The 13,095-nt window shown below is 71.2% G+C and carries 11 protein-coding genes; 2 read left to right on the forward strand and 9 right to left on the reverse strand.

Features of this window, described 5'->3' with window-relative positions; translation table 11 throughout:
- Positions 1-79: 79 nt before the first annotated feature.
- The 9 genes from ACFYXV_RS04925 to rfbB form a co-directional block, all read right to left on the reverse strand.
- Positions 80-1,210: a hypothetical protein gene (locus ACFYXV_RS04925; protein WP_389382010.1), complete on the reverse strand. Its 1,131-nt coding sequence runs from the start codon at positions 1,208-1,210 to the stop codon at positions 80-82.
- 66 nt (positions 1,211-1,276) lie between these two features.
- Positions 1,277-3,922, reverse strand: a complete 2,646-nt coding sequence (locus tag ACFYXV_RS04930) for an N-acetylmuramoyl-L-alanine amidase (RefSeq protein ID WP_389382011.1) — start codon at positions 3,920-3,922, stop codon at positions 1,277-1,279.
- A gap of 157 nt (positions 3,923-4,079) precedes the next feature.
- Complete coding sequence (locus ACFYXV_RS04935) at positions 4,080-6,038, reverse strand: hypothetical protein (protein ID WP_385467967.1); 1,959 nt, start codon at positions 6,036-6,038, stop codon at positions 4,080-4,082.
- Between the two features lie 70 nt (positions 6,039-6,108).
- Positions 6,109-7,014, reverse strand: a complete 906-nt coding sequence (locus ACFYXV_RS04940) for a glycosyltransferase family 2 protein (RefSeq protein ID WP_389382012.1) — start codon at positions 7,012-7,014, stop codon at positions 6,109-6,111.
- Between the two features lie 6 nt (positions 7,015-7,020).
- Entirely contained in the window at positions 7,021-7,455 is a 435-nt protein-coding gene (locus ACFYXV_RS04945) for a DUF2304 domain-containing protein (RefSeq protein ID WP_385467962.1), read from the reverse strand.
- Complete coding sequence (locus tag ACFYXV_RS04950) at positions 7,455-8,141, reverse strand: glycosyltransferase family 2 protein (RefSeq protein ID WP_366100269.1); 687 nt, start codon at positions 8,139-8,141, stop codon at positions 7,455-7,457. Before ACFYXV_RS04950 ends, ACFYXV_RS04945 begins: the two co-directional genes overlap by 1 nt.
- 74 nt (positions 8,142-8,215) lie before the next feature.
- The gene (locus ACFYXV_RS04955) at positions 8,216-9,547 is read right to left on the reverse strand and encodes a lipopolysaccharide biosynthesis protein (protein ID WP_385467958.1); all 1,332 of its coding nucleotides are present in this window, start codon (positions 9,545-9,547) and stop codon (positions 8,216-8,218) included.
- Complete coding sequence (gene rfbD, locus ACFYXV_RS04960) at positions 9,544-10,440, reverse strand: dTDP-4-dehydrorhamnose reductase (protein ID WP_389382119.1); 897 nt, start codon at positions 10,438-10,440, stop codon at positions 9,544-9,546. Before rfbD ends, ACFYXV_RS04955 begins: the two co-directional genes overlap by 4 nt.
- Positions 10,441-10,487: 47 nt before the next feature.
- The gene (rfbB, locus tag ACFYXV_RS04965; RefSeq protein WP_385467955.1) at positions 10,488-11,465 is read right to left on the reverse strand and encodes a dTDP-glucose 4,6-dehydratase; all 978 of its coding nucleotides are present in this window, start codon (positions 11,463-11,465) and stop codon (positions 10,488-10,490) included.
- A gap of 83 nt (positions 11,466-11,548) precedes the next feature.
- On the opposite strand from rfbB, the gene rfbA reads away from it, so the two are divergent.
- The gene (gene rfbA / locus ACFYXV_RS04970; protein ID WP_359172098.1) at positions 11,549-12,424 is read left to right on the forward strand and encodes a glucose-1-phosphate thymidylyltransferase RfbA; all 876 of its coding nucleotides are present in this window, start codon (positions 11,549-11,551) and stop codon (positions 12,422-12,424) included.
- Positions 12,421-13,023, forward strand: coding sequence for a dTDP-4-dehydrorhamnose 3,5-epimerase (gene rfbC, locus ACFYXV_RS04975; RefSeq protein WP_359172095.1), 603 nt, complete (start codon positions 12,421-12,423; stop codon positions 13,021-13,023). The genes rfbA and rfbC overlap by 4 nt, the downstream gene beginning before the upstream one ends.
- Positions 13,024-13,095 lie beyond the last annotated feature (72 nt).

The following is a 13,095-nucleotide window of genomic DNA, read 5'->3' on the forward strand; positions in this document are numbered from 1 at the left end:
CCGGTGAGTGGTCAAACCGCGCCACGCGGCGGAACGGCCCGGGCCCCGCTTGGGGTCCGCCCGGGCCGTCCCACGGGCCTCAGGTGCGCGACAGGGTCCCGCAGCCCTCCGGCACCCCGGAGTCGATGCTCTTGCTCCGGTCGTACGGGTCCACGGGCGTGCCGGAGGGCGCGGGGCCGGTCCGCGCGTCGTCGGAGAACGTGGGGTGCAGGTACCCGTCGTACACGTCGCACGCGCTGTTGGCGAGGTCGACGTCGTACCGCTCCAGCCAGAGCTTTCCGGCGGTGGCCTGCCACTTGCGCGGGTCGGCGATCGAGAAGGTGACCTCGCGCCGCACGATGGAGCGCGCCACCTCGTCGGAGCCGGGCTTCGCCTTCACGAACGGGTGGACGAAGGTGACGTCGGCCAGCACGTTGGCCTGGCCGGCCTCCTTGCCGGGCTCCACCCACATGCGGCCGCGGACCTTGACCACGTCGCCCACGGGCTTCAGCTCGGCCGGCTTGACCCGGGTGAACAGGTGCAGCGGGTCGTTCTCCTTCGTCGGAGCCGTCAGCGTGCCCTCGATGCGGTCGAGCTCGTCCTTGAGCTTCGGGTCGAGCAGTTCCAGCGCCGCCGCGGGCCGCTCCCCGCGCAGGGTCGCCGGGTCCAGGTTGGCCGAGACCAGGAACTGCTTGGCCTTCTCCAGCGCCTCCGTGACCTGTTCCCTGCTCATGCCGCCGACGGCCTGCGCCTCCGGGAGCTCGATCCCGGCCGCCCCGTCGGCCCACTGGAGGGCCGGGGAGCCCTTGAAGGGCTCCTTGAGGGTCGGCCGGTCCGGGTCGACGGCCGAGGGCGGGGCACTGGGCCTCGCGGTCTCGGCCGGCAGCGGCTCACGGGCCTTCTCCTCGCGCCCGGCCTTGCCGGTGACCCGGTCGATGACCAGCTCCGGGCGTACGGCGATCAGCGCGAGGGCGGCGATGAAGACCACCGCCGCAGCGGCCTTGAGCCGCCGCTTGCCCCTCCCCCGCCCCTGCATCTCCTGCCAGGCAGGACCGGTGCGCCAGCCGGGCGGCTCGGCGGACTCGGCGCGCAGCCGGGCGGTGACCATGCGCGCCCGGGCGGAGGGCTCCTGCGGGGCCTCGCCCGCGCCCGTCCGCGCCTGCTCCATGAACCGGGCCCACTCCTCGTCGGAGACCGCCGGTCTGTCGTCGTTGTTGTTGTTGTTCGCCATGTCCCGCCCCTGAAAAGTCCACGGGCCCCCAGGACCGCGTCCTGGGGGCCCGCCGAAACGTTGCTGCTACTTGCTGAAGTAACCCGTGATGTCCGCGATCAGGTCCACGGTGCCCTGGTTGTTGAAGAAACTGACCTTCCCGTCCACCACCGGGACGACCACCAGGTTCGGGATCGTCTGCCCGGGGGTGAAGTTCAGGTTCGAGGCGCTCGTCCGCGTCGTACCGCTCGGGTACACCGACACGAAGCTCGGCTCCGTCGGGTTGGTCGCCGTCACGTTCAGGACCACGGCGGTCACGCCCGTCGCCGGGATCCCGTTGGTACCGGCCACCTGGAGCGTCACGGTGCCGCCCGCACCGATCTTCGCCTGCGGCACGCCCAGGCCGGCACGGGTGTCCATCAGCCGCTTCGGGCCGATGTTCGTGTGCGAGGCGCCGTCACCGGCCGAGGTGAAGTAGCCCGTGATGTCCGCGATCAGGTCCACGGTGCCCTGGTTGTTGAAGAAGCTGACCTTCCCGTCCACCACCGGGACCACGACCAGGTTCGGGATGGTCAGGCCGGGGGTGAAGTTCAGGTTCGAGGCGCTCGTCCGCGTCGTACCGCTCGGGTAGACCGACACGAAGCTCGGCTCCGTCGGGTTGGTCGCCGTCACGTTCAGGACCACCGCGGTCACGCCCGTCGCCGGGATCCCGTTCGTACCGGCCACCGGCAGGGTCACGACCCCGCCCGCACCGATCTTGCCCTGCGGGACGCCCAGGCCCGAGCGCGTGTCCATCAGCCGCTTCGGACCGATGTTGGTGTGCGTCGCGCCGTCACCGGCCGAGGTGAAGTAGCCCGTGATGTCCGCGATCAGGTCCACGGTGCCCTGGTTGTTGAAGAAACTGACCTTCCCGTCCACCACCGGGACGACCACCAGGTTCGGGATCGTCTGCCCGGGGGTGAAGTTCAGGTTCGAGGCGCTCGTCCGCGTCGTACCGCTGGGGAACACGGACACGAAGCTCGGCTCGGTGGGGTTGGTCGCGGTCACGTTCAGGACCACGGCGGTCACACCGGCGGCCGGGACCCCGTTCGTACCGGCCACGGGCAGCGTCACGGTGCCGCCCGCGCCGACCTTCGCCTGCGGCACGCCGCCGAGGCCCGAGCGCGTGTCCATCAGGCGCTTCGGGGTGACCGGGGTGAACTTCGCCGGCTTCACCTCCGAGACGACCTTGACGGGCAGGGTGGTGGAGGTCTTGCCGTTGACCGCGTTCGCCTTGACCTGGACCTGGTGGGTGCCGCTGGTGACGATCGAGGTCGCCGTACGGGCCGTGCCGGAGACCGTGGCCGCCGGGACGCCGTCGACGAGGACCTCGAACGAACCGATGCGGTCGCTGGCCGTGCTGGTCGACCAGCCGACGGTCAGGACGCCGTCGGACGCGGCGTCGACGCCCGGCTGGACGGGCACGCCGTTGACGGTGCCCACCTTCAGCTGCGCGGCGGGGCCGGAGGTGCGCAGGGACCCGAGCTGGGCGTAGAGCTGGTTGCCCGGGCACTCGGTGTTGAAGCCGTCCCGGTGGCCCGACACCGTCTTGAACTGGTACTGCTTGCCGACCTCGAACGCGGTGCCGAAGAAGTTGGTCTGCGCGGCGCCCGCGGTCAGCGTGGTCGTGCCGTTCATGTCGCCGTCGTACTGGCCCAGCTTGTAGGCCGCGATACGGGAGATGGCGTCCTGGGCGGCCGCCGAAGCGCCGCCGGCGTTGTAGTCACCGAGGACGGCGATGCCCTCCGTGTCGGTGTTCCAGCCGTACGTGTGCGCGCCGATGATCGCCTGGTCGATGCCGCCCTGGCGGCCCTCGAAGATCGTGCCGCACTTGTCGACGAGGAAGTTGTAGCCGAGGTCGCGCCAGCCGTTGGTCTTCACGTGGTAGACGTGGATGCCGCGGACGATCGCCGCGGACTGCGAGCAGTCGTACGGCTGGGTGTCGGCGGTGTGGTGGACGAAGACCGCCTTGATCTTGCCGCTGGTCTGGTAGAGCGGGCCCTCGTCGTTCAGCGATTCGTCGGCTCCCCACGCGGCGCGCGAGACCACGGCCGGCTGGGGCGCGGTGGAGGCCGGTCCCGGGTCGACCGTGGTGGCGGCGGAGGCGGCCGGGGCCGCGTTCAGGGTGCCGGTCCGTGCGGCGCCGCTCTTCTGGGCGGCGTTCTTCTTCTGGCCGCCCTGCTTCGCCGAGGCGGCCGAGCCGCCCGGGTCCACCAGGTTCAGCTCCAGCCCGGCGGGCAGTGCGCCGCCGCCGCTGACGCGCACCTCGGCGCCGTTCGACGCGCCGACCCAGACGGGCTCGGTCGAGCCGTGCGCGCCGGGCCGTACGCCGTCCATCCCGGGCTTCACCGGGTCGAGGGCGATCCACTTCGACCACGCGCCGGTCTTGGCGTCGCGGGAGCGGGCCTCGATGGTGCCCTTCATCTCGGCCGCGGGGTCCGTCCAGGACACGCCCAGCAGGCCGAAGGGCTGCGTTTCCTGCCGGGAGAGCACGGCCTCGCCGGCGCCCTTGGGCTGGAGGGCCAGCTTGTGCAGCTCGCCCTCGACCGGTCCGATCTCCTTGGCGTCGGCGCTGTACGCCTTCGCCGCTCCCTCACCCCCCGGGGCGGCCGTCAGTTCGGCTCCCCCGGCCATTCCCTGAACGCCCAGCACTGCTGCGGCGCCGAGCGCGGCCGCCAGAGCGGTACCGCGCACACGACTCAGTTTCACTTGTGTTCCCCACCCCTGTGGCTCGTGCGCATGTGACACGACTGTTGGGGCGGATGCTACTGGTCGGTTCTGACAGTCCGTACCGTCGGGTGCGTCAAGGAACGCCGGAACGGCGGCCCGGGGCGACCGGTCCGCCGCGCCGTCACCTCTTGGGGGCGTCCTTCTCCTTCTGGGCCGCTTCCTTGCGGGCCAGGCGGTCGGCCTCGGCGTCCCGCTCGATGTCCGCCCGCGAGCGCACGCGCTTGGGCGCCTCCATCCCGCAGACGGCGGGCCAGTCGTCGGCCACGATGCCGGCGCACCAGATGAAGTTCTGGATGGGACCGGGCTTCCAGTCGTCCTTCTCGATGTCCCAGCAGTTCGCGCGGGGCGAGAAGCGCGGGCAGCTGCCGTCCCGCTGCTTGATCTCGTGCGCGCGGTACGCGTCGATGCCCATCGTGTCCACGTCGGACGAGGGCATGTACCGGTTGACCGACCAGGAGGCGCCCATGGCCGCGAACAGGGCGACCACGCACACCATGCCCGCGGCGAGCTGGCGGACCACCCGCGGCGGAACGACCCGGGCGAGCCCGGCCCCGGACGCGGCCGGGGAAGCGGAACCGGAAACGGAACCGGAAGCGGAGTCGGAAGCGGAAGCCGGGGCGGCGCCCCTCGGGCGGAGCGTGCGCTCGATCCACCCGGAGCCCCGGTTGACCACGGCCATCATGCCGAGCACGGCCAGGATCATCAGGCAGTACATGATGATCCACGTGGTGCGGGGGTAGAGCTGGACGGCCTTGTCCTGGGCCATGTGCCCGGCGAACCAGAACCGGGCGAGCCAGGCGCCGGCCAGCACGGCCGCCGCCGTGCGCACCATGATGTTGCGCATCCCGAGGCCGAGGCCGAGCCCCACCCCGAACAGCAGCAGCAGGGCGAACCCGCTCTGCCCCGCCATCTCCCCGGCCACCGGCCAGGTCTGGTACGTGAGGGTCCCGGACCGGTCCGAGACCCAGCCGAGGACGTACCCGGGGTCCGCGTACACGGCCAGGAAGGCGTAGCGGTCGGGGTTGTCCGCACCCAGCCGGGCCATCTGGTAGAGCAGCGGGGCGCCGACGACTCCGGCCGCCAGCAGCGTGACCCCTATGTAGAGGCCCGCCTTCTTGACCGTCGCCGCGCCCTGGCGCCACGGGAAGAAGAACAGCGCGGCCACCAGTGCGCCCGGCGCGGCCCAGATGTACCAGCCGGAGTACCAGAGGAACAGCGCGCCGAAGGTCACGCCGAGGACGAGCCCGCGCACCAGGAGGTGCCGCGTCCCCCGCCGGCCCGCCAGGCGCATCTCGCGCAGCCAGTAGCCGAGCAGCGGCAGCAGCACGATCATGACGATGTGGCTGTACGGGCGGATCGGGTCCAGGAACAGCACGGCGGCCGGGACCGCGATCAGCAGCGCCCAGAAGGGCCGCAGCAGTATCCGCCAGGCCAGGTAGGCCATCGGGCCGGCCACGGCGGTGAAGAAGATCTGGAGGTCGTGCAGGGCGAAGCCGGTCTCGCCGCGGCCGTTGTAGCGGATCTTCGCCCAGAGGGCCATCAGGGCCGGGAAGGCGGGCGGGTAGATGCCCGACATCCCCTCGTGGTGCAGGAACGAGTTGGCCATGTCGATCAGGACGCCCGGGTCGCCCTCCTGGCCGCCGAGCGGATGGGGCGTGCCGTGCAGCGCGACGACGATGCCGCCCGCGATCACCCCGGTGGCCAGGCCCGCCAGGGCGGCGCAGACCATGCGCTTGACCAGCTGGTGGCGCCGGGCCGCACCCCGGTGGGCGGTGTAGAGGAGCAGACCGAGCAGCGGCAGGCCGATGAGCGCGGCGTACGTCTGGAGGGTGGCGAGGCCGCTGACCTGGCCGAGGCGCACGACCGGGTTCACGTCGATGCGCCGGCTCAGCAGCATGTAGCCGAGGGCCGCCGTGAGGCTGACGACCCCCTCGGCGACCGCGAGCACCCGGCGCCGTGACGTCCAGGGGCGGCGGGCCGCCGAAGGGGAGGAGACCGGTCCGGCGTCCGGGGTCCCGGTACCGGTCCGGCTGTGCGCCGTGCCGGACGTTCCGACGACCTCGGGGGCCAGGTGTGTCATCTCAGTCCAATTCCGTCGCGGGTGTCACCGCGGGGCGGGGCCCGCCGGCCGCTGTCTGGGGTGCTCCGGGTCAGTCCGCGCGCTGGCCTGCGGTGAACGCGTGCTTGGCGAGCGTACGGACGCCCTCGCGGTGGCCGCGGAGCAGCGCGCCCGGGAGCATCGTGATGGCGTGGAAGCGGGAGGCGCTGTGGAAGCGGGCCGCCCGCGCGGCCTTGGGCCAGCCCCGGGCGTCCATCCGGTCGGCCACGGCGGAGAAGTACCGCTCGGCCTCGGTGAAACGGGTGCCGGAGAAGGCCTGTACCGAGGACTCGCTGACCGCGTGGCGGCGGTACTGGAAGACCGTGGTGGACTCGTCGATCACCATCTGCTCGCCGCGTTCGAGGAGGTCGACCACCAGGGCCAGGTCCTGGATCACGGAGTACTCGTCGCGGAAGTTGACCCCGCGCAGGGCCTCGCCGCGCCACGCGATCGACGGGAAGTAGAGCCAGTTCCCGCGCAGCACGCTGGTGGCCAGCTCCTCGCCGCCCATCAGGCGCCGCCCCTTGACCTGCGGTGCGTACAGCCGCCGCTTGGTCTGGTCGGCGAGCCCGTAGGCGATCTGCCCGGAACCGTCGATGACCTCGACGCCGGGCTGGACCATGCCGATGCCCGGGTTGTCGGCTATGAGGGCGCGGACGGTCTCCAGGTAGTGCGGGTGGAGCAGGTCGTCGCAGCCCATGATGACGACGTGGTCGGCCTCCGAGAGCCGCACGCACTTCTGGAAGTTCTTCGTGATGCCGAGGTTCCGCTCGTTGCGGGTGTAGTGCACCCGCTCGTCGCCGAGGGCCTCGAACCAGCCCGGGACGTCCGGCTCCTTGCCGTCGTCGACGACGACGAGGCGGAAGTCCGGGTCCGTCTGGGCCAGGACGCTGCGGACGGCGTCCTGCATCAGCCGCACGTCCCCGTAGTAGGGGAGCATGAAGTCGAAGGTCACCACGGGACGTCAGGCCTTCACGGAGTCGGAGTCGGCGGGCTCGGGCTTCGGCTCGGCCACGGCCTCGGCCGCGACGACGGCGGGGGCGCCGCCCAGACGCGAGTCGTTGTGGCGGGCGCCCTCGGCCAGGGCCACCGTACGGGCCAGGTCCGTGAGCTTCTTCTCCAACGAGCGGAAGCGCAGGAAGGTGTTGAGGGTCAGGAAGCCCATCGCCAGCACCATGACGTACAGCACGAGGTCGGTGCCGCGGCCGACGCCGAGCTGGTGCGCCACCCACGTCACGTCCGTGGGGCGGAGCACCGCGTACACGTTGACGATGACGAACACGGAGAACGCGATGCGCTTCCAGGCGCGGTTCTTCGCCTGGCCCCACGTCCGTATGAACATGAGGGCCATCGACACCGAGCCCGCGATGAGCAGCAGCTGGATCCAGAAGTACTTCATCAGCGGCTTCGCTCCCGCATCGTGATGTCAAAGATGATGTTGACGCCGTTGATCAGGGACTGACCCTTGGCGCGCGAGTACTCGGTGTAGAGGATGTCCACCGGGACCTCGGTGACGCGCAGGCCGGACCCGGCCAGGAAGCCGACGATCTCCGACGCGTGCGCCATGCCGTTCATGGTGATGTTCAGCTGCTCGGCGGCCTTGCGGCTGAGCACGCGCAGACCGTTGTGCGAGTCGGTGAGCTTCAGCTTGCGGGCGGTCGGGCTGACCGACGCGGCCGTACGCAGCACCACGCGCTTGATCCACGGCACTTGGCCGTTCTGCTCGATGAAGCGCGAGCCGAGGACCACGTCGGCCTCGTCGTCGCGCAGTACCCGGACCATCTTCTCGACGTCGGGCGTCTGGTGCTGGCCGTCCGCGTCGAAGGTCGCGAAGTACCGGGCGCCGGGCTGCGAGAGGGCGTACTTGAGGCCGGTCTGGAGGGCTGCGCCCTGGCCGAGGTTGACGGGGTGGCGCACCAGGTGGGCGCCGGTCGTCGCGATGTGCTCGGCCGAGTTGTCGGAGCTGCCGTCGTCGACGACGACTATGTTCGGGAAGGTCTTGCGCGCTCCCTCGACCACATCGGCGATCACCTGGCCCTCGTTGTAGGCCGGGATGACCAGCCAGACGTCGTCGTATTGGGACACGGTAGCTCCAGCGGAATGTGGCACGTGCGCGTGCGCGGTGATCGGTGGGACGTCGGAACGGGAAGCCGGCATGGTCACTCTCCGACCGCTCCGGCGCCCAGTGGGCTTGCGGCGACCTTGTGCCCGGGTCCTTCGGTCGCGCCCGGAGCCGCTCCGGGGAACCTCAGCCTCAGCACCGCCAGCATACCGAGCACGGTGGCGAGGGATCCGAGAGCGTAGGCCAGGATGACGCGCAGGGCCACTTCGCCCGGTGCGAAGGTGACACCGATCAGGACGACGGTGCCGGCGGCCCAGCAGAGCAGTTGCAGGTTGTGCCGCTTGAATACCATCAGCGCCTGACCGAGGACCATCGCGAACATGTACGCCACGGTGCCGGCGGACAAAAGGAAGAAGTCGAGACAGCCCAGTACGGGTCCGGCGTCGAACAGGACCTTGATCAGCCAGGGGCCGAGCACGGTCGCGGGCACTCCCCCGAGCAGGCCGAGCGCTCCGACGACCACGCCGATCCGGCGCAGCATCGCGGAGAACGCCGCCCGGTCTCCGGCGGTGAAGGCGGCGGTCAGCCCGCCGAGCAGGGAGGCCTGGAGGGAGCCGAAGACGAACAGCGGCACCCGGGCCAGGACCAGCGCGTTGAGCAGCGCCGCGATCAGCACGCTGTCGGTGGGGGCGAGCAGCTTCGTGCTCATCACCGCGGCGTTGACGACGACCTGGGACAGCAGGGTCGAGCAGATCAGCAGGCCGAGTCCGGCGGTCAGTTCCCGCCAGGCGATCTCCTCGCCGGGCTCCACGGCGCGCAGCAGCGCCGGCAGGGTGACCAGCGTCGCGGCGATCGGCGCGACGGCCAGGACCAGGCTGAAGGCGAGCGCCGAGTGCAGTCCGGCGAGCGCGCAGCCGAAGGCGAGGGCGATGCGCAGCCCGCCGTCGACGGCGAGCTGCGTACCGTACGCGCCGAACCGGCCGAGGCCGGCCAGCACCCCGCGGGTCAGGTAGCAGACGGCCATGCCGGTGAACGCGCCGCCGAGAGCCGCGACCAGACCGCGGTCGCCGCGGAACAGCAGGTCCGCGATCGGGCCCGCGCCCAGCGCGAGGACGAGCAGGGTCGCGCCGAGGATGCCGGAGGTCAGCAGCGTGGCCCGGCGCAGCACGGGGGCCGCGCCCTGGCCGTGCACCACGCGGGCGGCGACGATCCGGGTGAGCTCCTGCTCGATGGGGAAGAAGATGCCGAGGCCCAGCGCCATGACGATCGTCCACAGCACCGAGACGTTGGCCATGGCGTCGGTGGACAGGCTGTGGCCGGCCACGCCCAGGTGGACGTACGAGGCCGCACCGAGCACGACAGTGCCGCCGGCCACCGCGACGGTGCCCGGCGGCAGCGCCGCGGTGAGCCTGCTCAGCAGGGACTTCATCCCGTACTGCCGTTCGCCGCGCTGTCCTCGGCGTGCTTCCTGGCGGCCGCGGCCAGAGCGCCGAACGCGGGGGTGGCCAGGGCCTGGGCGAGCTGCTCGCGCCAGTCGGCGAGCGGGGCCAGGCCCGCCGCCTCCTCCCAGGCGTCGTGCCCGAGCACGCTGAACGCGGGGCGGGCGGCCGGGCGGACGAACGCCTCGGAGGTGGTCGGCCTGATCCGCTCGGGGTCGAGTCCGCTCAGCCGGTACGTCTCGCGGGCGAGCCCCATCCAGGTGGTGCGGCCGCTCGCGGTGCCGTGGTAGATCCCGCCCATCGCCCGGCCCTTGAGCGCGGCCAGGCCGAGCTCGACGAGCCGGCGGGCCAGCGCGCGGGACCAGGTGGGCTGGCCGTGCTGGTCGTCGACGACGTCGAGGGTCTCGCGCTGGGCGGCCAGCTTGAGCATGGTGGCGACGAAGTTCGGGCCGTGCTCGCCGTACAGCCAGGCGGTGCGGACGATGTAGCCGTCCTGCGGCAGCAGTTCGGCCACGGCCCGCTCGCCGACCAGCTTGGAGCGCCCGTACGCGTTGAGCGGGCCGGTCGCGGCGTCCTCGCGGTACGGCTCCGCGGCGTCGCCGGGGAGCACGTAGTCGGTGGAGACGTGCAGCAGGCGTACGTGCGCCTCGGCGCAGGCCTCGGCGAGGACCCGCACACCGGTGCCGTTGACGGCGGTCGCGGCGTCCTCGGCGGTCTCGGCGCCGTCCACGTCGGTCCAGGCGGCGCAGTTCACGACCACGGTGACGCCCTCGACCGCCGCGCGGACCGCGGCGGGGTCGGTGATGTCGAGGTCGGCGCGGCCCAGGCCCACGGCCTCGATGCCGGCGGACTTCAGCTCGGCCAGGACGTCCTGGCCGAGCATTCCGGCGGCACCGGTGACGAGCCAGCGCCCGGCGAGCGAGTTGGTGCTCACTTCTGCAGGGCCGCCTTCACCTTGAGCGGCTCCCACCAGGCACGGTTCTCGCGGTACCACTCGATGGTGGCCTTGATGCCGTCCTCGAAGGTGACCTGCGGGGCGTAGCCGAGCTCGGCGCCGATCTTGCTGATGTCGATGGAGTAGCGCAGGTCGTGGCCCTTGCGGTCCTCGACGTGCTCGACCATGTCCCAGCCCAGGCCCGCGGCCTCCAGCAGGACGCCGGTGAGCTCCTTGTTGGTGAGCTCGGTGCCGCCGCCGATGTTGTAGACCTCGCCGGCGCGGCCCTTGCGCATCGCCAGGTCGATGCCGCGGCAGTGGTCGGAGACGTGCAGCCAGTCGCGGACGTTGCCGCCGTTGCCGTACAGCGGGACCTTCTTGCCGTCCATCAGGTTCGAGACGAACAGCGGGATGACCTTCTCCGGGAACTGGTAGTGCCCGTAGTTGTTGGAGCAGCGCGTGACGACGACGTCCATGCCGTGCGTCCGCGCGTAGGCCAGGGCCAGCAGGTCGGACGAGGCCTTGGAGGCGGAGTACGGGGAGTTCGGCACCAGCGGCCACTCCTCGGTCCAGGAGCCCTCGGTGATCGAGCCGTACACCTCGTCGGTGGAGATGTGGACGAAGCGGCCGACGCCGTGCTTGCGGGCGGCGTCGAGCAGCACCTGCGTGCCCACGACGTTGGTCATCACGAACGGGCCGGCACCGGCGATCGAGCGGTCCACGTGGGACTCGGCGGCGAAGTGCACCACCACGTCGTGCCCGGGCATCACCTGGTCGACGGCCTCGGCGTCGCAGATGTCGCCCTTGACGAACTTGTAACCGGAGTGGTCGGCGACCGGGGCGAGGTTGGCCTCGACGCCCGAGTAGGTCAGCTTGTCGAAGACCGTGATCTGGGCCGATGCGTCTGCACCGAGCTGCTGGCGAACGAATTCTGAACCGATGAAGCCGGCGCCGCCGGTCACAAGGATGCGCATAATACGAAGAGTCTAGCCGCTAGTACACCACCCGCCGGGCCCGGGCCGCGGCGCCCCCCGCGCTCTCGCATAGGGTTGTGCCCATGCGTGGAATTCTCTTGGCCGGTGGCACCGGATCCCGACTCTGGCCGCTGACCCGGGCAGTCTCGAAGCAGCTGCTCCCCGTCTTCGACAAGCCGATGATCTACTACCCGCTCTCCACCCTGGTCATGGCCGGAATCAGCGAGATTCTCGTCATCACCACGCCGGAGGACCGTGCGCAGTTCGAGCGACTGCTCGGCGACGGCTCCCAGTTCGGCATCCGGCTGGAGTACGCGGTCCAGGAGCGCCCCGAGGGCATCGCCCAGGCGTTCGTGCTCGGCGCCGACTTCATCGGCGACGAGTCCGTCGCCCTGATCCTCGGCGACAACATCTTCCACGGCAGCGGCCTCGGCACGCGCCTGGCGGAGCACACCGACTCCAAGGGCGGCCGGGTGTTCGCGTACCCGGTGGCCGACCCGACCGCGTACGGCGTGGTCGAGTTCGACGAGAACGGCCAGGCCATCTCCATCGAGGAGAAGCCGGTCAAGCCCAAGTCCCGTTACGCGGTGCCCGGTCTGTACTTCTACGACAACCGCGTCGTCGAGATAGCCCGGAACCTGAAGCCCAGCGCGCGCGGCGAACTGGAGATCACCGCGGTCAACGACGCGTACCTCCAGGCCGGTGAGCTGAATGTCACCATTCTCGACCGCGGCACCGCCTGGCTGGACACCGGGACCTTCGTCTCCATGGTCCAGGCCTCGGAGTTCGTCCGCGTGATCGAGGAGCGCCAGGGCTTCAAGATCGGTTGCATCGAGGAGGCGGCCTGGCGGGCCGGCCTGATCGACTCCGCGCAGCTGCGCGAACTGGCCCGGCCGCTGCTCAAGAGCGGCTACGGCGACTACCTGATCGCCCTGCTCGACGAGGAGTCCTCCCGGTGAAGTTCCGCCAGCTCTCGATAGAGGGCGCGTACGAGATCACCCCGCAGCTGCACGGCGACCCGCGCGGCCTGTTCACCGAGTGGTACCGCTTCGACAAGCTGTCCGAGGTCGTCGGGCACCCGCTGAACCTGGCGCAGGCGAACCTCTCGGTGTCCTCGCGCGGCGTGGTCCGCGGCATCCACTTCGCCGACGTCCCGCGCGGCCAGGCCAAGTACGTGAGCTGCGTACGCGGCGCCGTCCTCGACGTCATCGTGGACCTGCGGGTCGGCTCCCCGACCTTCGGCCGCTGGGAGGGCGTCCGCCTGGACGACGTGGACCGGCGCGCCGTCTACATCCCGGAGGGGCTGGGCCACGGGTTCTGCGCGCTGAGCGACGACGCCACGCTGTCGTACCTCTGCTCGGAGACGTACAACCCGACCGGCGAGCACTCCGTCCACCCGCTCGACGCGGACCTGGGCATCGAGTGGCCGGCTGAGGTCCCGCTGCTGTCCGCCCGCGACGAGGCCGCACCGACGCTGGCCGAGGCGATCGAGTCGGGCCTGCTGCCGGACTACGCCGTCTGCAAGGAGTTCACCGAGTCCCTGCGCGTGACCGGCTGACGCCTCCCCGCAGGACACGAGAGAGGGCCGCACCCCGCGATCGGGGTGCGGCCCTCTTCCGTACGCGGGTAG

It is taken from the genome of Streptomyces sp. NPDC002181, assembly GCF_042890485.1.
GTDB lineage: Bacteria > Actinomycetota > Actinomycetes > Streptomycetales > Streptomycetaceae > Streptomyces.